This is a genomic window from Mucilaginibacter sp. (genome assembly GCF_041088075.1).
In the GTDB taxonomy this organism is placed as follows: domain Bacteria; phylum Bacteroidota; class Bacteroidia; order Sphingobacteriales; family Sphingobacteriaceae; genus Mucilaginibacter_A.
In genome coordinates, this window is sequence record NZ_JBGCVY010000022.1 from 34,209 (window position 1) to 54,742 (window position 20,534).

A 20,534-nucleotide genomic window follows, 5' to 3' on the forward strand; every position below is an offset into this window, starting at 1 on the left:
ACGGTTAAAACAGGCACCCATTTTATGCCGGTAAAAGAAGCATCGGCATAAAATTATTTTTAGCTATAATAGTTACAAGGTTTAAACATTTTTAAAAAAGTGCTGTTCACCAAACTAAAGTTGGTTAATTAACTGCATAAGGATTGGTTAATTGGCAGCAGAGGAAATTTTCGTTAAGATGACATAAAATGATCCATTTAGAAAAGCGCAGCTTGAGTTGGAAAACGGGTTTGTACAAAGCTTTTTTTAAACAGGAGTTATAATGATAATAACATGCCTAAAAAAGTATTGATTTTTGATGACGATGAAGATATCCTGGCGATCTGTACTTACATACTGGAGGAACAAGGCTGGGAGGTAAGTACATTTTCAAACTGCAACAACGTGATCGAAAAAGTGGAAAGCATTATGCCGGAAGTAATATTTATGGACAACTGGATACCGGATTCGGGCGGCATTGTAGCTACGCAAGCCATTAAACAGCAGGAACGATTGAAGCATATTCCGGTAGTTTACTTTTCGGCAAATAATGATATCAAATCTTTGGCACAGCAAGCCGGTGCCGATTCTTTTTTAGCCAAACCATTTGACTTGGAAGAATTGGAAAATATAGTAAACCAGGTTGCTACGCCGCATTCCCCAACCGGGCAGGCGTAGTTATTCAACAAAAAATAGTATAAAAAATGATAAAACCTAAACCACTAAAACGTTTTTGGCCAACAACCGGCCTGGCCATTGTTTCGGGCATGCGCACCATGGCTTCCATTTCTGCTTTAAGCAGTCATCTTGCCAAAACGCCTTCGCCTTTTTTAACGGGTTCTCCCTTAGGTTTTTTGCAAAAAAAATATGTTGCCCTAATTTTAAAAGCATTAGCACTGGCAGAAATGGCCGGAGATAAATTGCCACAAACACCAAACCGTATTGAAAAACCAGGCTTAATTGGACGCGGACTGGCTGGTGCCTTAACCGGGGCAGCCCTTTATAAATCCAGAAATGGCAGTGCGATTGCAGGTGCTTTAGTTGGCAGCACAGTTGCCGTTGCGGCTACTTATGGCAGTTATTATCTGCGGAAAAAAGTAGTGGATACTTCAAACGTAAACGACCCAACGATTGGTACTTTGGAAGATATTGTGGCTTTGCAAACTGCTAATTTAATGTTGTAAAAGAAGCATCTAACTATTTCTTTTTTAGGTTGTTTTTCTGTGTAAAGCAACCGTCATATTGCCTTGTTTTTTCTTCGGAAGCAGGGCTTTTTTGTATTTTTATATATGCAAATAAGCGAAGATTTTGATACGGTAAAAGAAGTATTGGCTCCCAAAGACGAATACAAACCTTATAAATTATGGATGCCAAAACGGGTTGTGATTACGCCTGATGCTTTGAAAGAGCCTTACGGACAGGAAATGTACGAGCGCATTAAAAGCCAGGGTTTGCAGGTTGAAGAATTAAAGAACAACCGCATCACCGGTTTGCGCGGTGCTACCGAACGTGAAACTTATAAAATTGCTAAAAATACTTTGGCTATTGTCAACGCGCCGCCAAGTGCTTTCAATTTACGCCCAATTCCGCCTTCTGCCGATTGGCAGTTCCATTTGGCCGAAGGTTGCCCGGCGCATTGCCAGTATTGTTACCTGGCCGGAAGTTTGTCCGGTCCGCCCGCCATCCGGGTTTTCGCAAATTTGCCTTCTATCCTAAATAATCTCGAACGTTTTGAACGTTTAAACAAGCCGGTTACTTTTGAGGCCAGTTGTTATACCGACCCTTTGAGTTTAGAACATTTGACTGGCGGGTTGGAAAAGACCATTAAATTTTTTGGCGAACGCGAAAATAGTTATTTGCGCTTTGTTACCAAGTTTGATGCGGTAAAACCTTTGCTAGATATTCCGCACAATGGCCATTCCCGTTTCCGCATCAGTTTAAATGCCGAACCTGTTGCCAAACGTTTGGAAGGCGGCACAGCTTCTGTTCCGGCCCGGATCAAAGCCTTACGTAAATTAGCGCAACCGAAAGAACTGGGCGGCGGCAATTATCCGATTGGTGTGGTTTTAGCGCCTATTATGCCAATACCGGATTGGGAACAGCATTACAGCAATTTGTTCGATCAGTTGGAGCAGAACCTGGATTTTCCTTGTGATCTGACCTTTGAATTGATCAGCCACCGTTTTACGCCGGGTTCTAAAGATGTGTTGATGGAATGGTATCCGAATACGAGTTTGGAAATGGACGAAGCTTCTCGTGCAACGAAAACCAATAAGTTTGGCGGAACGAAATATGTTTACATCAAGGACACAATGAAAGCTTTAAAAACCTTTTTCGAGCAGCAGATTGCCAGGCGTTTCCCAAAGGCTACAATTTTATATTGGACGTAAGCACGCGTTTCCGCAAATCGCTTAAATCTCCTGTTCCGGCTTTTTTTAAATACGGGATAAAACAGATAACAGCAATAACGCCGGCTATACCTTCGGCACAAACAATAGCCGAAGCGCCAAAATAATGCGCTAAAAAACCAATGAGCAAACTGCCGATCGGTGCCATTCCCTGGAAAGCCATTACATAATAACTGATGACCCGGCCACGCATGTTTTCATCCACATGCGTTTGGATGTATGTATTTGATGCGGCAATTTGTGACAACATGCCAAACTCCGCAGCCATAATAAAACACAAAGCCAGCGGAAACAAGCCGGTCAGCGAAAACAAAACCAGGCCGATGGCAAATTGTGCGCTGCAATAAGCAATCACTTTCAGCAGGCTTTTTCCGGGTTTTAAAGTAGTCATGTAAATTGCGCCAAGCAAAGCGCCCAAACCCGATACTGCGTTTAGCCAGCTAAAAGTAGTAACGTTGCCATGAAAGATTTGGGTTGCAAAAACCGGCAGCAAAGTAGAGTAAGGCATCACAAAAAAACTGGTGCAGGCCATCAGCAAAATAACCGAACGTATGCCGGCGTGCTGCTGCAAATACGTATAGCCTTCGCTCAGTCCCAGCCAAATATCCTGCTTGTTGGGCTTTTTTTCGATAGGTGGAATTTTCATCAGCAGCAGCGAAGCAATTACGGCCACAAAGCTGAGGAAGTTGGCCAAAAAACAAATCCCCTCACCAAAACTGCTTAAAATTACGCCTGCTGCAACCGGGCCAAGCAACCGCGCCAGCGTAACCATGGATGAATTTAAAGCGATGGCATTGGGCAAATCTTTTTTATCTTCCACCAAATTAATCATCAGCGATTGCCGGGCAGGCGTATCAAAAGCATTAATGATCCCCAAAACCACACTTAAAATAATAATGATGGTGATATTGTGGTGACCCGTAAGCACCAGCGCAGCGAGCAGCCCGGCCTGGATCATGGAAGCAATTTGTGTAAACAATAAAGTTTTGTAGCGGCTGTGCCGATCTGTAAAAGCGCCGCCATAAGGCGAAAGCAGCATGATCGGGATTTGGCCGGCAAAAACAACTACGCCCAGCATCAGTGCCGAGTGGGTCATGCCGAAGACCAGCCAGCTCACGGCCATTCGTTGCATCCAGGTGCCAATGAGCGAGATGGCCTGGCCCGAAAAGTACAACCTGAAATTGGGGTATTTTAATGCCCTTACTGCCGTTAAATTCATTTTTAAAAATAATTTTTACCAATGCTTCTTTTACCGCATAAAAATTGGTGCCATAAAAACAGCATCCTACTTTTTTAAAGTAGCTTGACTGGCCAAAACCGGTTTTACAATTACCGGCGGTACTGCTTTTGGTTTAGGCGGAGGCGCTGCTTTTTTAGCTTTTCGCGCCAAACCCGGAATGATGGATTCTTTGGAAACCGGCCGGTCTTTTGGCTTCCAGATAAAGCCTTTTAAATATTTGTCGTCATCTTTTAATCGCCCGATAGGCGTTATAAAAGCATCAGGTTTGCTTAAAAGTACAATTTCACTCGGTTTGTTGTTTTTCAGGTTGATCCTGATCCGGCTGCTCAGCGAATGGTTCATGTTGGTAAACTGGTTGTTCTCATAAGTGTAATACAAACTTTCGGCGTTGCCGTCCACAAAAAGCGTACTCAGTTTATTATTCCTGAAAATCCCCCTGATCTTTTTGCCCGAAACCTGGTTAAAGTACGACGAATCACCCTGTGTGTTCACCACAAAAGAAGAACGGATCAAATCCATATTGTCCAGCTTTTTATTTTTAAGCTGAAGGAAAATCGTATCGGCCGTCAACTGCGAACCTTCCGCCCAGATAATCGGTTTGATGTACAAGCGCACTAACGAATCGCTGTTGCTGAACGTGATCGAATCGGCAACAGCCTGTAAATCAGACTTAAATATTTTGGCGCGGTGCCAGGCCGTAATATTCCGAACGCGGGAAGTATCGCTCAAAACCACTTTCCGCGAAGCATAAACCGGGTCTTTTTCCAACGCTTTTTTGATCGAATCCTGTCGTGCGATCCGCAGTTTTCGCAAAGCGGCCGTGTCTGGCGCACGTTTTTTTTCTACTTTCGGCAAAATCATTTTTCCAAAAAATTCGCGGTGCCAGTAAGTGGTGTCCTGCAAGTTCCGCAAATCAAGCTGCACAGCTTCCAGTTCGTTTTTCCCTTTGATGCGTGGTTTTGGCCGCGACCGTGCTTTGATCGAAGTATCGCGCAACCCATATAAACGCATTTTTTCGCGCCTTTCTTTTTCGGCTTTAAAAGTAAGGATTTGCGTTTCCAGCGTATCGGCCGTCATATAAATTGAATCCCGTTTCGTAATCACCGTATCTTTTACCAGCGTTCGGATCGGTTTTTCAGCAACAGCCAGTTTTGCCGGAGAACTTTTTGCCGGTTCGTTTTTTGGCGATGCTGTTTTTACCGTACTATTTTTGGTGTTGGCTTTGGGTTGGTTTTTTGGCGATGCTGTTTTTACCGTACTATTTTTGGTATTGACTACTGGTTGGTTTTTGGGCGATGCTGTTTTTACCGTACTATTTTTGGTGTTTAAAGTTTTTGCAGAAGTTGCCGGTGCTTCTTTTACCGCATATTTTTCGGGATGTTTCAGCGAATCGCGGTTCACCGAATCGCGCTGCTCGGTTACAAAAATCACGTAGGCGTTTTTGGTAACCACCGTCCGTTCCTGCGCTTTGTAATAATTAGCCAAGTCGCCGCGCAGGTTGATGCGTTGCTCGGTATCGTTAAAAACAATGCGGCCATTGGCGCGGCCAAAACCCTTTATGTCGTCAAAAAATAAAGTATCGCCCACTAAAGTTCTGCTTCCGCTGTCGTAACGGTTGTTTTTGGTGCCCAAAGCTTGCTGCGTAATCGTGTTGTACGTGCCAAATTCGGTGTACAACGTGTCGGTTTTTTGGTAGATGTGCGTTGGCCCGTAAAAGTAAGCGATCTTGGAATTGGAGTTGTAACGCATCGTGTCTGATTTTACCAGCGCATCTTTTCCCGTCAAAACCACATTGTACCGAAAATAAGCATCGCGCGAAAAAGCAAAATAATAACCGTTGCGGCTTACCAAAGTGTTCTCTTTTTGGGTGAGTTTTCCGCCTTCAACATAAGTTCCGTAGCGGGTTTGCGTGTTGTAATTAAGGTGGTCGGTGGTTAGCGTGGCATCCTTATCCACCAAAATAACATGGTTGGTCAGGATGGCAATATGCGTGTTGCCGTTGTAGTTTAGCAGATCAGAATAGATATTCAGCGTATCAGCCTGATGGATAACGACGTGGCCAAAAGCATCAAAAGCATTTTTTTGGGGGTAAAAATAAGCGCTGTCGGATTGCAAAGTGGCGTTTTCGTGCTGAAAAGTGCCGTTGTAAACTTTCAGAAAATCTCTATTTTTAGAAAGCACAGTCCTGCTGGAAGAAACCAGGTTAACTTTGGCCGTTTTTTTTTGCTGCGCCCAACCGTAACCGCCCAACAGCAACAAACAAAACGTGATCAATATTTTCTGCACAACACAAAATTAAATTTTTGAACGGGTAACCAAAACAATTAAATTTGAACCTGATGCTTCCCGTACAACAATTTCAGGAATTTGCCCAGCGGCATGCTCTTTTTACCCCGCAAAATTTGGTGCTGGCGGCAGTGAGCGGCGGCAAAGATTCTGTTTTACTGGCGCACCTGCTTAAAAGTTCTGGCTTTAAATTTGCCCTAGCGCATTGTAATTTTTTGCTCCGCGGAGAAGAATCACAGCGCGACCAAAATTTTACTGCAAATTTAGCCGATCAGTTGCAAGTGCCGTTTTTTTTAACAGAATTTAACACCGAAAATTATGCCGCTAAAAACAGCATTTCCATCCAAATGGCCGCGCGGAAATTGCGTTACGAATGGTTCGACCAACTTTGTGCCGAACACAATTATGATTGCATCGCCCTGGCGCACCACCAAAATGACGCCGTTGAAACCATCTTGTTAAACTTAACGCGCGGCACCGGAATTGCCGGCCTGCACGGAATTTTACCGAAAAATGGAAAATTGGTTAGGCCGATGCTGTTTTTATCTAAAGAAAATATAGACCAGATTTGTGCTGAAGAAAAACTGACTTTTGTGGAAGACAGTTCTAACATTTCCACCAAATATGCGCGCAACAAAATCCGGTTGGAAGTAGTGCCTAAGCTGAAAGAACTCAACCCAAACCTCGAAAAAACATTTGAACAAAACCTGGAGCGTTTCCGCGAGTTGGAAGCTTTGCTGGAAAACCAGTTGAAGCAACTGCGCGATACTGTTTTTATCAGGCAAAATTTGGAAACACGGATCAAGTTGGAAAGCCTTCGCCAACTAAATCCACAAAAACTATTGCTTTTTGGTTTGCTGCACGAATTTAATTTTAGCGAACAAGTGGTAAAAGATTTGCTGCTTTCCCTCGAAAAACACTCCGGAAAAGTTTTTGAATCGCCATCGCACCAACTAATTTTAGACCGGACCGAAATCATTATCCATCCCAAAAAAACACTGATAAAAGAAGCATTGCTGATTTTGGAAAACCAAAACGAAATTCATTTCCAGGGTTTTAAGTTGAAGCTTTTGCACGATGATTCAGCCTTGATCGTTAAAAATAACCCGATGGCAGCTTCCGTTGATGCCGAAAAAATCATCTTCCCGCTCACTTTGCGCAACTGGCAAACCGGCGATTATTTTTTCCCGCTGGGGATGCAGCAGCGCCAAAAACTAAGCGACTTTTTTATCCACCAAAAGCTGCCTTTGCACCAAAAATCGAACGTTCCTGTTTTGGTAAATGGCAACCAGGAAATCATTTGGGTTTGTGGTTTCCGGCTGGACGACCGGTACAAAGTGCGCGCCCAAACCAAAAAAGTTGTTATCTTCGAATTGTCCAACCTTGTAACATGAGCACAAAACCGGCTTTTACCGAAAAGCAATACCTCGGCCGCGAGTTTATCCCGATCACCATCCGTTTGGCATTGGCCATCCTTTGTTTTGCCATTTATTTTTTTACCGCCGAGCGCGAGCGCAACGGTGATTTGCTGCTGGTGGTTGGTTTCGGCATTTTGGTGATTTCCATCATCATCGGTTTTATGCTGCATTTCCGTATCAGGGTACTTAACAAAAGTGTGCTGGTTGACGGTTTGTGGACCACGCAATTGGTCAAGATTGACTTAAACAGCATTACCCACGTCGAGCAGAAACCGTATAGCCGTTATATCCTAAACAACCCGGTTTACAATTTGCATAAAAAAGGGACCATCCGTTTTTACACCGGCGGCAATTGTGCGGTGCATTTAACCGACCGGGATGGTTTGGTTTATATCATCGGTTCGCTATATCCAAATGAATTGGAACGGGCGATTTTGGGGGAAATGGGGAAGCGTTAATTTTTTTGTTAATAGTTCATAGTCAATTGTTAACGGTTTGAAAATTTGCACTTAAATATTTATCCAGCTAAACCAAGTACTTTAAATAGTTAACACCTATATCCAAGACATAAAAGAAATTTTATCTAAAGCGCGACAAACAGCATATACTGCCATTAACGCTTCAATGGTACAAGCTTATTGGCAAATAGGCAAACGGATTGTAGAACAAGAACAAGAAGGGGAAAAGCGTGCAGCATACGGTGGGCAGGTTTTAAAGGAATTATCAATAGCACTTACTACTGAATTTGGAAAGGGGTTTTCCGCTGCTAATCTTCGTAACTTCAGGCAGTTTTATCTAACTTATCCTAACCAGAAGATTTGCTACACACTGTGTAGCAAATTAACCTGGAGCCATAACAGGTTAATCATGAGGATTGATGATACTGATGCCCGAAATTGGTATCTAAAAGAAGCAGCAGAGCAAGGATGGAGTGTAAGGGCTTTGGAACGTAATTTGGATACACTTTACTATCAGCGCTTGCTTTCTTCGCAAAAAGGGCAGAAGAGTTTAACGGATAGCCAATCATTAGAAAAATCAAATCCTGCCGACTTTATAAAAGACCCTTATGTTTTTGAGTTTTTAAATATTCCCCAACCATTTACTTCATCAGAAAAGGAAATAGAAACGGCTCTTATCGAAAACCTCCAACAGTTTTTGTTAGAATTAGGCAAAGGATTTTCCTTTGTAGGAAGGCAATTTAGGATCAGTTCAGAAACAGAGCATTACTATATTGATCTCGTTTTTTACAATTATCTGCTCAAATGTTTTGTTTTGATTGACCTTAAAGCAGGAAAGTTGTCGCATCAGGATATTGGGCAGATGGATATGTACCGCAGAATGTTTGATGACTTGAAAAAAACCGAAGGCGATAACCCTACCATTGGTATTATTCTTTGTATGGAAAAAAGCGAAACGGTAGTAAAATATTCTGTAATGAATGATAATCCTGCACTGTTTGCTGCAAAATACAAACCATATCTTCCCACAGAAGCAGAATTGATTACAGAAATAGAAAGGGAAAAAATAAGGTTAAAACTATTAAACGTTAAACATGAATAAGCCTTAATTTTTACTTTCCCCTCACACCGCCCCACTTGCCACTCCTCATAAAAAACTTATATTTGCAGCACTCCACACTATCAAAGTTTGGTTTATACAGAAGAGGTGAGAGGTCAGGCTCTAAAACCCTCTGGCAACCCGCAAATTTGTGATGCAAGGTGCCAAATCCTGCTCCGCAAGGAGGACTATAAATTGAAAAATGAAAAGAACTGTTTTTACCACCCTTTTTTGTACGCCTGCCATCATTGACAAAGGCTTTTGTTTAGGTTTTATCCATAATTTATATTGATGAAAACAAAAGAAATCAATCGGAAAACAGCAGGAGCAAATACCCCACAAAATCCATAGATTATATGACGGAAGTTCAAACTAAACTCCTGCAACTGAAAAAAGAGGTTAAAAATATACCGCTAAAAGAAGCATTGCAATTGGTGGCAGCGCGTTTTCCGGGGCAGGTTGCTTTTTCCACTTCTTTTGGGATGGAAGACCAGGTGATTACACATGTGATCGGAAAAAATAAAATCCCGATGAAGGTTTTTACGTTGGACACCGGTCGGCTTTTTAACGAAACGTACGAAGTTTGGTCGGCCACGGCAAATGCTTTTGATTTGCAAATTGACCCTTATTATCCGGATGCCGAAGAAATTCAGAATTTTGTAAGAGAAAAAGGCATTAACAGCATGTATTTGTCCGTTGATAACCGAAAAGAATGTTGCCGCATCCGCAAAATTGAGCCGTTAAAAAGAGCATTACAAGGCGTGGCGGTTTGGGTTACGGGCGTTCGTGCGGCGCAATCCGTAAATCGGCAAAACTTTAAGATGTTTGAGTGGGACGATGCTTTTCAACTCATCAAATTCAACCCGCTGCTGCACTGCAGCGACCAGGATGTGGCCGATTTCGTTCAGCAAAACAACACGCCTTACAACAAATTACACGATCAGGGTTTTTTAAGCATCGGCTGCGCGCCTTGCACGCGTGCCATCCATTTTGGCGAAGACCCACGTGCCGGCCGCTGGTGGTGGGAAGATTCTAAAAAAGAATGCGGCTTGCATCAAACCAAAATACTGGCTGATATTACCGACCCGGAATTAACACAAAACGACTTACATTCATGATTTCCAACCATTTAAAAGAACTGGAAGAAGAATCCATTTATATTATGCGCGAAGTGGCTGCGCAATTTGAGCGGCTTGCTTTGCTGTTTTCGGGCGGAAAAGACTCGATCACGCTGGTTCATCTGGCGCGAAAAGCTTTTTATCCCGCCAAATTTCCGTTTCCGCTGGTGCATATTGATACCGGACACAACTTCCCCGAAACGATTGAATTTCGCGATCAATTGGTCGGAAAAGTTGGTGCCCAACTGATCGTTCGTTACGTGCAGGACAGCATCAACCAGAAAAAAGCAACCGAAGAAACCGGAAAATATGCCAGCCGGAACAGTCTGCAAACGGTAACGCTTTTGGATACGATTGAAGAATTTAAGTTTGATGCCTGCATCGGCGGCGCACGGCGCGACGAAGAAAAAGCGCGTGCCAAAGAACGTATTTTCTCGGTTCGTGATGAGTTTGGTTCCTGGGAACCGAAACGCCAGCGGCCGGAATTGTGGGGACATTTAAACGGCCTAATCAATTATGGTGAAAATGTGCGTTGTTTCCCGATCAGCAACTGGACGGAACTGGATGTTTGGAATTATATCAAACAGGAGAAATTGGATTTGCCAAGTATATATTTCACCCATCCGCGCGAAGTTTTGGTACGTGATGGCCAGCTTTTCCCGTATTCCGAATATTTAAATATGGATGGCGAAGAAGTTTTTACCAAAGATGTGCGTTTCCGTACCGTTGGTGATATGACTTGTACCGCTGCTGTTTCTTCTACCGCCGGAACTTTGGATGATATTATTGAGGAAATTAAATCTTCCCGTATTTCAGAACGGGGAGCGAGGATGGATGATAAACGTTCTGAAGCGGCGATGGAAAAACGGAAACTGGCAGGATATTTTTAAGGCGAAAGGTAGGAGGGTGGAAGGTAGTAAGGCAAAAGGTGAAAGGTAGAAAGGTAGCCGCCATACTTCCCCTCTCGAGAGGGGTCAGGGGTGTGTCCTTCTCCACATAAAAAACATTGATAAAAACAGTATCAAAAACACATATACTGTTTTTATCACCAAAAAATCAACATGGAACTTTTAAAATTTTCAACCGCGGGTAGTGTAGATGATGGCAAAAGCACGCTCATCGGCAGGTTGTTGTACGATACCGGTTCGCTAACCGAAGACCAGTTGGAAGCCGTGGAAACAGCCAGCAAACGCAAAGGCTTTGATTATTTAGACCTTTCTTTGCTGACCGACGGTTTAAGTGCCGAGCGTGAGCAAGGCATCACCATTGATGTGGCGCATATTTATTTTGCTACGGCCAACCGCAAATTTATCATCGCCGATACGCCCGGACACGTTGAATATACACGCAACATGGTTACCGGCGCGTCCAATTCGCGGCTTTCTATTATTTTGATTGATGCGCGAAAAGGTGTGATCGAGCAAACGCAACGGCATTTTTTTATCGCTAATTTGCTGCAGATTCCGGAGATTGTCGTAGCCGTCAACAAAATGGATTTGGTGGATTTTAAGCAGGCAAAATTTGAGGCGATAAAAGAAGCATTCCTGCAATTTACGCAAGGTTTCCCCAACTTTAAACAAAACATTACGTTCATCCCGATCTCGTCCTTAAAAGGCGACAACGTGGTGAACGAATCCGAAAATATGCCGTGGTACACAGGGAAATCGTTGTTGCATTATTTAGAAAATGTGGACGTTAACAGCCATGTGAACAAAAAAGATGCGCGTTTCCCTGTTCAATATGTCATCCGTCCGCATTCCGAAGAATTTCATGATTACCGCGGTTATGCGGGAAGGGTGATCAGCGGAGATTTTAAAGTTGGCGAGGAAGTTACGGTGCTGCCTTCCCAACAAAAATCGAAAGTAAAACAAGTGGTTACGTTTGATGGCGATCTGGAAACGGCGGAAACTAATTCGTCCGTTACGTTATTGTTGGAAGATGAGGTGGACGTAACCCGCGGAAATATGCTGGTAAAAACAGCAAACCCGCCGCAAATTGATAAAGAAATTACGGCCGATATTTGCTGGATGGACGTGCAGCCTTTGATTCAGGGCGGAAAATATCTGATCGAACACAGCCACAATCTGATCAAAGCGATTGTCAGAGAAGTGGATTACATCGTCCATACCAGCACTTTAAATAAAGATACGGGGACTAAAACCATCAAACTAAACGATATTGCACGCGTAAAAATCAAAACCGCGCAACCACTTTTTTTCGATGCTTATGAACAAAATCAGGCCAACGGTTCTTTCATTTTAATCAACGAACAAACAAAAAACACGGTGGCGGCGGGAATAATTGTTTAAACGCGTGTAGGGGCGATTCATGAATCGCCCTATTGATCCAATTACATTAACAAGGGCGATTCATGAATCGCCCCCACATAAAAAAATGCAAATCAACCTCAGCAGAAAAAATAAAGCTTACCATTTTGAAGCGTTAAACGAACAAGGCAATACGTTGAATATGGATTCCAGCCCGGCAATTGGCGGCGAAAACCAGGGTTTCAGGCCGATGGAAACATTGCTGGCAGGTTTGGGCGGATGTAGCGCGATTGATATGATTTCGATCCTGAAAAAACAAAAAGAACCGCTGGAAGATTTGCAAATCAGCATCAACGGCAAACGTTTTGAAGGAAAGGAGCCATCTTTGTTTGAAACTATTGATATTGAGTTTCATGTTTTTGGGCAGGTAAACGAAGCAAAAATACAGCGGGCTTTGGAATTGACTTTCGATAAGTATTGTTCTGTTGCTCAAATTCTGAATAAAACCGCAAAAATTAATTTTTCCTACAAGCTCAACTAAATACCAATGAGTCAGCATTTTGAAACACAAGCCGTTCGAACCCAATTAGAACGCAGCCAGTACAAAGAACATTCTGTGCCGATTTACATGACTTCCAGCTACAAGTTTGACGATGCGGAAGAAATGCGCGCGTTGTTTACCGGCGAACAGGAAGGCAATATTTACAGCCGTTACGCCAACCCGAACGTGGATGAATTTATCACCAAAATGGCGATTTTGGAAGGCGCGGAAGACGGCTGGGCAACGGCAACCGGCATGGCGGCTATTTTTACCACTTTCGCTACATTTTTAAAACAGGGCGACCATGTGCTTTCGAGTCGTTCGGTTTTTGGTTCTACGCACCAGTTGCTCAACAATATTTTGCCAAAATGGGGCATCAGTTATACGTATGCTGATCTCGATAAAACCGAGCAATGGGAAGCGGCCATCCAGCCCAACACCAAAATGATTTTTGTGGAAACGCCTTCCAACCCCGGCATTGATATTATTGATTTGGAATGGCTGGGCAACTTCGCCAAAAAACACCAAACGTTGCTGGTGGTAGATAACTGTTTTGCAACGCCTTACCTGCAACAACCGATTAAATACGGAACGGATTTGTCCATCCATTCGGCCACAAAATACATAGACGGGCAAGGCCGTGCTTTAGGCGGGATTATTTTAGGCCGAAGCGAACTGATCCGCGAAATTGAAGGTTTTGCAAGGCATTCCGGCCCGGCTTTGTCGCCGTTTAATTCCTGGATTTTAAGCAAAAGCCTGGAAACATTGGCCGTTCGAATGGACCGGCATTGCGAAAGCGCGCTGAAAGTTGCCACAGCTTTGGAAGCAAACCCGGAAGTGGAATTGGTAAAATATCCTTTTCTGCCTTCGCATCCGCAGTACGAAATTGCCAAAAAACAAATGAAACAAGGCGGCGGCATCATCACTTTTATCCCGAAAGGTGGTTTGGAACGGGCAGCCAAATTTTTGGATTCACTAAAAATGTTTTCGATCTCGGCTAATTTGGGCGATACACGTTCCATCGCAACACATCCGGCTTCGAGTACACATTCAAAATTGACGGAAGAACAGCGCAATGAAGTTGGTATCCAGCAGGGAACTATTCGTTTGTCCATCGGATTGGAGCATGTTGATGATATTTTGCAAGATATTGAGCAAGCGTTGAAAGCCTCGGTTTTGGAGCCGGTGGAAGCATCGCACTAAAGTAAAATTTATGCCGGTAAAAGAAGTATCGGATTTCAATGCTTCTTTTATCGGTATAAAAATCCAATAATTGTATATTAATTCTATAGAGTAAAATGCAGAGTTTTAGAACCGAATTGGAAAACCCCGTGGTGGAAAAAGACATTCTGGACCTGGAGAAAAAGATCCGTTTGTTTCGTGAAGGAAAAATAGATGATGAGAAATTCCGCAGCCTGCGTTTGGCGCGCGGCGTTTACGGCCAGCGGCAGCAAGGCGTGCAAATGGTGCGCATCAAATTGCCTTACGGAAAAATTTCGACGCAGCAATTGAGCAAGATCAGCGATGTTTCTGATGAATATGCAACCGGAAACCTGCACATCACCACCCGGCAGGATATTCAAATCCACTTTGTTAGTTTAGATAGGACGCCGCAATTGTGGGCCGAACTGGAAGAAGACGATATTACTTTGCGTGAAGCCTGTGGAAATACCGTTCGCAACGTAACCGCTTCGGCGATGGCCGGCATTGACCCAAAAGAACCTTTTGATGTTTCGCCTTACGCACATGCGGTTTTTGCTTATTTTTTGCGAAACCCGATTTGTCAGGAAATGGGCCGCAAGTTTAAGATCGCTTTTTCTTCTTCCGAGGATGATTCTGCCTTTGCTTTCATGCACGATCTGGGTTTTATCCCAAAGGTGAAAATTGAGAATGGCATAGAAATAAGAGGTTTCAGGGTAGTGATTGGCGGAGGTTTAGGTTCGCAGCCGTACATGTCTGATGCGGTTACCGATTTTATGCCCGTAAACCAGATCATTCCTTTTGCAGAAGCTGTGCTGCGGATTTTTGACCGCTACGGTGAACGCAACAAACGCCATAAAGCACGGATGAAATATATGGTACAGGAAATTGGTGCCGAAGAATTGATCCGTTTGGCAGAAGCAGAACGTTTGGCTTTAAAGAATAAAACTTTTGAGATCAGCACGTTTGAGCACGAAACGGTTATCCCAAACCAGGAAATTTTAAGTGCCGAAATCAGCAATCCTTTGAAATATGAGCAATGGCTTAAAACCAACGTCTTCCCGCAAAAACAACCGGATTTTGTCGCCATTGGTTTGCGCATTCAAAACGGAGACATAAAAACGCCAATTGCACGGCAATTAATTCACTTAGTAAAAACAGCAGCGGCCGATGATATTCGTTTAACCAACACTCAAGGCATGTTACTGAAATTCGTTCGCGAAGAAAATTTGCCCTACGTTTTTGAAGAACTGAACAAGCTGAACCTGGCCGAACCCGGTTTTGAAAGCATGGCCGATATTACTTCCTGCCCCGGAACGGATACCTGTAATCTGGGAATTTCCAACAGCACCGGCATCACGCGCGAACTGGAGAAAGTGATCAAAAACGAGTTTCCGGATTTGATTTACAATACCGATATCAAGATCAAGATCAGCGGTTGCATCAATTCCTGCGCGCAACATGCGATGGCCAGCATCGGTTTCCACGGTTCGAGCATGAAGATTGACAAGATGGTTGCGCCTGCTTTACAAGTGCTTCTCGGCGGCGGCCCAACCGGGAACGGTGCAGGCGTTGCTGCGGATAAAGTAATTAAAGTACCAAGCAAAAGAGGGCCGCAAGTGCTGCGCGATTTGTTGCACGATTATCAAACCAATTCCATTGAAGGCGAATTGTTTAACCAATATTATAACCGTCAGGGTAAAATTTATTTTTATGATTTGCTGAACCCTTTGGGCGATACCAAAACGGTTAAGCCGGATGATTTTATCGATTGGGAACATTCTGAACCATACAAAACCGAAATTGGTGTGGGCGAATGTGCCGGTGTGATGATTGATTTGGTGGCGACTCTTTTGTTGGAATCCGAAGAAAAACTGGACAATGCAGATGCTTCTTTTAAGGCACAAGATTTTGCCGATGCCATTTATTACGCTTATTCCGCTTTTGTGCACACGGCAAAAGCGATGCTGATTTCTGAAAATATCAAAACCAATACGCAGGCTGGCATCATCACGGATTTCGACCAAAACTTTGTGGCAAACAATAAAATCGAGCTGCATTTAAGTTTTGAAGATTTGGTTTACCAGATCAACCAGCAGGAACCGGGCGAAGAGTTTGCCGCTTATTATATTGAGCAGTCCAAATTGTTCAAGCAAAAGGCAGCCGATTTCCGCAATGCACAACTTTTGGAGAAAACCATAATTTAACCTGCTAAAAACAGCATGGCAACCGACGAAGCACTTACCGCAAAAACAGTTGAAGTGAACACGCTTTTTCCGGTTTTTTTAAAGCCGGACAAGCTGAATATTTTGCTGGTTGGCGGCGGTTATGTGGCGATGGAAAAGCTGGAAGCGATTTTTGGCAACTGCCCTGAAGCCAATGTGAAACTGGTTGGGCGCGAGGTTTCTGTGGAAATCAAAAATTATGCCGATAAAAGAAGCATTCCGTTTGAGGAACGTGCTTTTGCAGAAACCGATTTGCTGGCCAAAGATTTGGTGATTGTTGCTATTGACGATAAAAACGTGAGCCGGCAAATTTACCAGCTTTGCAAAGCGCACAAGATTTTGGTGAACGTTGCCGATACGCCGGATTTGTGCGATTTCTACCTCAGTTCCATTGTACAAAAAGGTAATCTTAAAATTGCGATCTCAACCAACGGCAAATCGCCAACGGTGGCCAAACGTGTTAAAGAAGTTTTGAATGAAACTTTTCCGGCAGAGATTAACGACGTGTTGACGAACATGACGCAAATCCGCCAGAAGCTAAACGGCGATTTTTCCGACAAAGTAAAACAGTTAAACGCCATTACTTCCGGTTTGGTGAATGAGCAGCAGCAACCGGCGAAAGTTAAAATTACGCGCCCGGTTGCCATTACTTTGGCCATTTTATCGGCTTTTGCTTTGATGGTTTTAGGCCATGTCTTGTTCACTTACCTTAACCACGAACGCATTTTAAACGTGCAGGATTGGCTGAGCGCACAGTTTAACCAGCAATTGTTGCTGTACATGCTGGGCGGTTTTACCGCTTCGCTGATTGACGGTGCCTGCGGTATGGCTTACGGCGTAACTTCTACCACTTTTTTGCTTTCGCTGGGCATTCCGCCTGCCGCGGCAAGTGCCAGTGTTCATGCTTCCGAAGTTTTTAACAATGGTGCTTCCGGTTTAATGCACTGGAAATCAGGCAACGTCAACTTTAAACTCTTTAAAAAACTGTTGATCCCGGGAATTATTGGTGCCGTTGCCGGTGCTACTATTTTATCTTCATTGCATCAATACAGCCAGTATTTAAAACCGGTTGTGGGCTGTTATACTTTATTTCTGGGCGTGCTGATTATCCGCAAAGCACTAAACAAAACACGCCCAACTACTAAAATTAAAAAGATTGGTTTGCTGGCCGGGATTGGGGGTTTACTGGACGCTATTGGCGGCGGCGGCTGGGGACCGATTGTTACCACCGGGTTAATTGCCGGCGGCCGAAACGTGCGTTACACCATCGGCACTTCTACCTTAACCAAAGGCTGCGTGGCTTTTACCAGCGCCGTTACCTTTATTTTGCTCATAGGTTTGCACCATTTCCAGGTTATTTTGGGGTTGGTTTTGGGCGGAATGATTGCCGCGCCGATAGCGGTCCGCATCTCCAATAAATTACCGGTAAAAACACTGATGCTGTTTGTTGGCGTGGTGGTTATTTTGGTTTCGCTGCGAATTGTATCGTCTTTGTTCATCTAAAAACAATCGCTAAAATTCTTTATTTTTGTTGGATTGCTCCAGATTAAACCTTTAAGCCATTGCTCACCAAAAAAACAAAATACGCTGTAAAAGCCTTGATGGCGTTGGCCCGGAATACCGAAAACAAGCCGATGCTGATTGCTGATATTGCCAAAGGCGACCAGCTGCCCAAAAAATTTTTGGAAGCCATTTTACTGGAACTAAAGCGTGGAGGATTTTTAAGCAGTAAAAAAGGTGCGGGCGGCGGCTATTATCTGCTTAAATCAGCCGAAGAAATTAAGCTTTCGGCTATTATCCGCGTGATTGACGGGCCGATTGCTTTGCTGCCTTGCGTGAGTTTAAATTTTTACGAGAAATGTGCCGAATGTGTGGACGAGCATTACTGCGGCATCCGCGATGTGATGGCCAACGTACGCGATGCAACGTTGAAGATTTTGGGCGATACGAGCATTGCCAATATGGTAAAGCGGGAAGATACGTTGGCGAAGGCAGAAGGGAAAGTGGCGGATGATCGGGTGGTGGGATAGGATTTTGTTATTTATAATTGATGATATACCATGCAAAAAATCACAACCTTTTTAACTTTTAACAACCAGGCCGAAGAAGCCGTAAACCTGTATGTTGCTGTTTTTAAAGATGCAAAAATCAACAGCATCAGCAGAAATGGCGAAACGGTTTTTTCGGTAACCTTTCAATTATTCGGACAAAACTTTTATGCGTTGAATGGCGGCCCGCATTTTACTTTTTCGCCAGGCATCTCTTTGTTGGTGAATTGCGAAACGCAGCAGGAAGTGGATGGATTGTGGGAAAAGCTTTCGGAAGGCGGCGAAAAAGGGCGTTGCGGCTGGTTGAAAGATAAGTATGGTGTTTCCTGGCAAATTATTCCTTCGGCTTTGGGCCAATTGATGCAGGATAAATATCCCGAAAAATCAAAACGCGTAATGCAGGCGATGATGCAAATGAACAAGATTTTAATTGCGGATTTGCAAAAAGCTTATGACGGATAAAGGTTTTCAGTCATGCCGAACTTGTTTCGGCATCCCACATGAAAAGTAATTTAACTTTCTGTCTTGAGAAGTTTTTGAAATAAGTTCAGAACGAAAAACGAATACTTCTTTTACGAGGTAAAAATTGGTGTTGATGTTTTTGTCATGCCGAACTTGTTTCGGCATCCCACAAGATTGGTTTTTAAATTTGCATGAGGGATCCTGAAACAAGTTCAGGATGACAAATTACTTGCGAACTTTATAACCCACACAATAATAAACCCAAAACTTCCGCGCATTGGCATTTCCATTTTTGATAATGATAGGATTTAATTCCTGCACATCCTCAAAATACAATTTCAATTCGGGCGGAATAGTTCCGTGTTTATCCGTGTTTTTGAAACCAGGATCAGAATCAACAAAAAGCGCATTTTTACCTGCTAAAAGAAGCATGTTATCGCCCACATAATCAAACTGTAAAGCCGGTTGGTGAAAGATGTTTTGCGCATAGATTTTTTGGGGAAGGAAAAAGCTGAGTTCGGCACTGGTTTTATAACCATCGGCAGAAAAAATAAACGTGTTGGGATAAGTTTTTTGTAGGATTTCTACCCGGTTTGCCAGTTGCTTCCAACCAAACCAAGTGTCATCGCTTTTAATTTGCACAGGATAAAAAATAACTTCGATGGCAAAAGCGAGGTGCAAAACGGCCGCTATCCAAACGTTGATCCGGACAGACTTTCGGGAAATAAAGATCGCCAGAAAAATAAAACCGGTAATGTAGGAAGGCATCATCCAATTGATTTTGACCCAATAAAACAGGCTGATCAAAAAGAAGCCCAGAAACGCAGGCAAAAAAAAGCACAGTAAAAACAGTATCGGGTCGGTTGGCAGTTGCCATTTAACCAGCACTTTTTTGATGGTTTTAAAAGTAAGTGCAACCAATCCGAAGAACGCTACCGGAAGCAGCAGAAAGAGTTGTGTGCCGATCGTCCCCAAAAACAGTTTTGGTTTGAGTTGGAATTTGGCAATATCGCCTGTCCTGTTGGCGGACTGGAACAAAAACGAGGCAAAATGATGCTGGTAATTCCAGTAAAAAACCGGGAATGTTACCAGAACCGACACCAGCAAACACAGCCACAGCCAGCCGGAAAGCAGCAACTTTCGATATTGATTGGAAAAAATCAGGAACAAGATCAAACCGATTTGCAGCAAAACGGCCGTGTATTTACTATCGAAAGCCAATCCCATCAGCAAACCGGCCAGCAGCCAGTACAATTTTTGCTGCCTAAAAACAGCATGGTAAAGCGCAATTAAACTCAATGTCCAAAATAGTAAAAGCGGAACGTCCGGCGTGGAAATGGTGGAAAGGATAGAAACCAGGAAAGTTGAACCGATCAGTACCAACGCCAAATTTTGCTTTTGCTTCGGCAAAAAACAACCGGCCAATTTATAAAAAGCAAAAAGTGTTAAGCTGGTTACGGTAAAATCGGCCAGCTTGATGACGAAAACGTGTTTCCCAAAAATGGTGGTGAATAAACGAAGTAAATAACCGATCATGCCCGGGTGGTCGAAGTAAGACCAAGCCAAGTGCTCGCCGTAAAAATCGTAGTAAGCATCTTGCGGCATCATCCCAAAAAACGGCAGCAACAGCAAGCGGAAAAGCTGGAAGGCGAACAGGATGGCGAGAAAAGGATGCTGTTTGTAAAAGTTGTGAATGATATTCATTTTTGCATTTTGTCATCTCGACCGTAGGGAGAGATCTTCATCAAATTGAAAGGATTTTTATTGCTTTAAAGAAGATTTCTC

18 protein-coding genes and 1 riboswitch are annotated in these 20,534 nt (G+C 43.5%); of the genes, 15 read left to right on the plus strand and 3 right to left on the minus strand.

Going from position 1 to position 20,534, the window contains the following annotated elements; genetic code table 11:
- The first annotated feature begins 273 nt into the window (after positions 1-273).
- The 3 genes from V5804_RS04325 (at position 274) to V5804_RS04335 (ending at position 2,369) form a co-directional block, all read left to right on the plus strand.
- Positions 274-657 (plus strand): response regulator, encoded by a 384-nt coding sequence (locus tag V5804_RS04325; RefSeq protein ID WP_369590146.1) that lies wholly within the window; start codon positions 274-276, stop codon positions 655-657.
- A 26-nt stretch (positions 658-683) separates the two neighbouring features.
- Positions 684-1,163, plus strand: coding sequence for a DUF4126 family protein (locus V5804_RS04330; RefSeq protein WP_369590147.1), 480 nt, complete (start codon positions 684-686; stop codon positions 1,161-1,163).
- 105 nt (positions 1,164-1,268) lie between these two features.
- Complete coding sequence (locus V5804_RS04335) at positions 1,269-2,369, plus strand: spore photoproduct lyase family protein (protein ID WP_369590148.1); 1,101 nt, start codon at positions 1,269-1,271, stop codon at positions 2,367-2,369.
- Here V5804_RS04335 and V5804_RS04340 read toward each other — a convergent pair.
- Both V5804_RS04340 and V5804_RS04345 read right to left on the minus strand, forming a co-directional pair.
- On the minus strand, positions 2,347-3,606 hold the full coding sequence (locus V5804_RS04340) for an MFS transporter (protein ID WP_369590149.1): 1,260 nt from the start codon (positions 3,604-3,606) through the stop codon (positions 2,347-2,349). The two genes, V5804_RS04335 and V5804_RS04340, sit on opposite strands and share 23 nt — an antisense overlap.
- A gap of 66 nt (positions 3,607-3,672) precedes the next feature.
- Positions 3,673-5,913, minus strand: coding sequence for an OstA-like protein (locus V5804_RS04345; RefSeq protein ID WP_369590150.1), 2,241 nt, complete (start codon positions 5,911-5,913; stop codon positions 3,673-3,675).
- Between the two features lie 53 nt (positions 5,914-5,966).
- Here V5804_RS04345 and tilS point away from each other — a divergent pair, with 53 nt between their 5' ends.
- The 12 genes from tilS (at position 5,967) to V5804_RS04405 (ending at position 18,749) form a co-directional block, all read left to right on the plus strand.
- Positions 5,967-7,307: a tRNA lysidine(34) synthetase TilS gene (gene tilS / locus V5804_RS04350; RefSeq protein WP_369590151.1), complete on the plus strand. Its 1,341-nt coding sequence runs from the start codon at positions 5,967-5,969 to the stop codon at positions 7,305-7,307.
- Positions 7,304-7,789 carry a hypothetical protein gene (locus V5804_RS04355; protein ID WP_369590152.1) on the plus strand — a complete coding sequence of 162 codons (486 nt, stop codon included), beginning with the start codon at positions 7,304-7,306 and terminating at the stop codon, positions 7,787-7,789. Before tilS ends, V5804_RS04355 begins: the two co-directional genes overlap by 4 nt.
- Before the next feature lie 118 nt (positions 7,790-7,907).
- Positions 7,908-8,891: a YhcG family protein gene (locus V5804_RS04360; protein WP_369590180.1), complete on the plus strand. Its 984-nt coding sequence runs from the start codon at positions 7,908-7,910 to the stop codon at positions 8,889-8,891.
- 89 nt (positions 8,892-8,980) lie between these two features.
- Positions 8,981-9,085: riboswitch (SAM riboswitch) on the plus strand.
- A 159-nt stretch (positions 9,086-9,244) separates the two neighbouring features.
- Entirely contained in the window at positions 9,245-10,006 is a 762-nt protein-coding gene (locus V5804_RS04365) for a phosphoadenylyl-sulfate reductase (RefSeq protein WP_369590153.1), read from the plus strand.
- A complete protein-coding gene (gene cysD, locus V5804_RS04370) occupies positions 10,003-10,896 on the plus strand; it encodes a sulfate adenylyltransferase subunit CysD (RefSeq protein ID WP_369590154.1) in 894 nt (297 codons plus the stop codon). The genes V5804_RS04365 and cysD overlap by 4 nt, the downstream gene beginning before the upstream one ends.
- Positions 10,897-11,067: 171 nt before the next feature.
- Entirely contained in the window at positions 11,068-12,315 is a 1,248-nt protein-coding gene (locus V5804_RS04375) for a sulfate adenylyltransferase subunit 1 (protein WP_369590155.1), read from the plus strand.
- Between the two features lie 85 nt (positions 12,316-12,400).
- On the plus strand, positions 12,401-12,814 hold the full coding sequence (locus V5804_RS04380; RefSeq protein ID WP_369590156.1) for an OsmC family protein: 414 nt from the start codon (positions 12,401-12,403) through the stop codon (positions 12,812-12,814).
- Between the two features lie 6 nt (positions 12,815-12,820).
- Positions 12,821-14,017: a PLP-dependent aspartate aminotransferase family protein gene (locus V5804_RS04385; protein ID WP_369590157.1), complete on the plus strand. Its 1,197-nt coding sequence runs from the start codon at positions 12,821-12,823 to the stop codon at positions 14,015-14,017.
- Positions 14,018-14,112: 95 nt separating this feature from the next.
- The gene (locus V5804_RS04390) at positions 14,113-16,221 is read left to right on the plus strand and encodes a HEPN domain-containing protein (RefSeq protein WP_369590158.1); all 2,109 of its coding nucleotides are present in this window, start codon (positions 14,113-14,115) and stop codon (positions 16,219-16,221) included.
- Between the two features lie 15 nt (positions 16,222-16,236).
- Positions 16,237-17,742, plus strand: coding sequence for a TSUP family transporter (locus V5804_RS04395; RefSeq protein WP_369590159.1), 1,506 nt, complete (start codon positions 16,237-16,239; stop codon positions 17,740-17,742).
- A gap of 59 nt (positions 17,743-17,801) precedes the next feature.
- On the plus strand, positions 17,802-18,269 hold the full coding sequence (locus tag V5804_RS04400; protein WP_369590160.1) for an Rrf2 family transcriptional regulator: 468 nt from the start codon (positions 17,802-17,804) through the stop codon (positions 18,267-18,269).
- A gap of 30 nt (positions 18,270-18,299) precedes the next feature.
- A complete protein-coding gene (locus V5804_RS04405; protein WP_369590161.1) occupies positions 18,300-18,749 on the plus strand; it encodes a VOC family protein in 450 nt (149 codons plus the stop codon).
- Between the two features lie 225 nt (positions 18,750-18,974).
- On the opposite strand, the gene V5804_RS04410 is transcribed toward V5804_RS04405, so the two are convergent.
- Positions 18,975-20,453: a glycosyltransferase family 39 protein gene (locus V5804_RS04410; RefSeq protein ID WP_369590162.1), complete on the minus strand. Its 1,479-nt coding sequence runs from the start codon at positions 20,451-20,453 to the stop codon at positions 18,975-18,977.
- Positions 20,454-20,534: the final 81 nt, after the last annotated feature.

Coding starts and splice junctions, on each gene's coding strand:
- V5804_RS04325 (WP_369590146.1), top strand. CDS start 274: ATGCCTAAAAAAGTATTGATTTTTGATGACGATGAAGATATCCTGGCG.
- V5804_RS04330 (WP_369590147.1), top strand. CDS start 684: ATGATAAAACCTAAACCACTAAAACGTTTTTGGCCAACAACCGGCCTG.
- V5804_RS04335 (WP_369590148.1), top strand. CDS start 1,269: ATGCAAATAAGCGAAGATTTTGATACGGTAAAAGAAGTATTGGCTCCC.
- V5804_RS04340 (WP_369590149.1), bottom strand. CDS start 3,606: ATGAATTTAACGGCAGTAAGGGCATTAAAATACCCCAATTTCAGGTTG.
- tilS (WP_369590151.1), top strand. CDS start 5,967: ATGCTTCCCGTACAACAATTTCAGGAATTTGCCCAGCGGCATGCTCTT.
- V5804_RS04355 (WP_369590152.1), top strand. CDS start 7,304: ATGAGCACAAAACCGGCTTTTACCGAAAAGCAATACCTCGGCCGCGAG.
- V5804_RS04365 (WP_369590153.1), top strand. CDS start 9,245: ATGACGGAAGTTCAAACTAAACTCCTGCAACTGAAAAAAGAGGTTAAA.
- cysD (WP_369590154.1), top strand. CDS start 10,003: ATGATTTCCAACCATTTAAAAGAACTGGAAGAAGAATCCATTTATATT.
- V5804_RS04375 (WP_369590155.1), top strand. CDS start 11,068: ATGGAACTTTTAAAATTTTCAACCGCGGGTAGTGTAGATGATGGCAAA.
- V5804_RS04380 (WP_369590156.1), top strand. CDS start 12,401: ATGCAAATCAACCTCAGCAGAAAAAATAAAGCTTACCATTTTGAAGCG.
- V5804_RS04385 (WP_369590157.1), top strand. CDS start 12,821: ATGAGTCAGCATTTTGAAACACAAGCCGTTCGAACCCAATTAGAACGC.
- V5804_RS04390 (WP_369590158.1), top strand. CDS start 14,113: ATGCAGAGTTTTAGAACCGAATTGGAAAACCCCGTGGTGGAAAAAGAC.
- V5804_RS04395 (WP_369590159.1), top strand. CDS start 16,237: ATGGCAACCGACGAAGCACTTACCGCAAAAACAGTTGAAGTGAACACG.
- V5804_RS04405 (WP_369590161.1), top strand. CDS start 18,300: ATGCAAAAAATCACAACCTTTTTAACTTTTAACAACCAGGCCGAAGAA.
- V5804_RS04410 (WP_369590162.1), bottom strand. CDS start 20,453: ATGAATATCATTCACAACTTTTACAAACAGCATCCTTTTCTCGCCATC.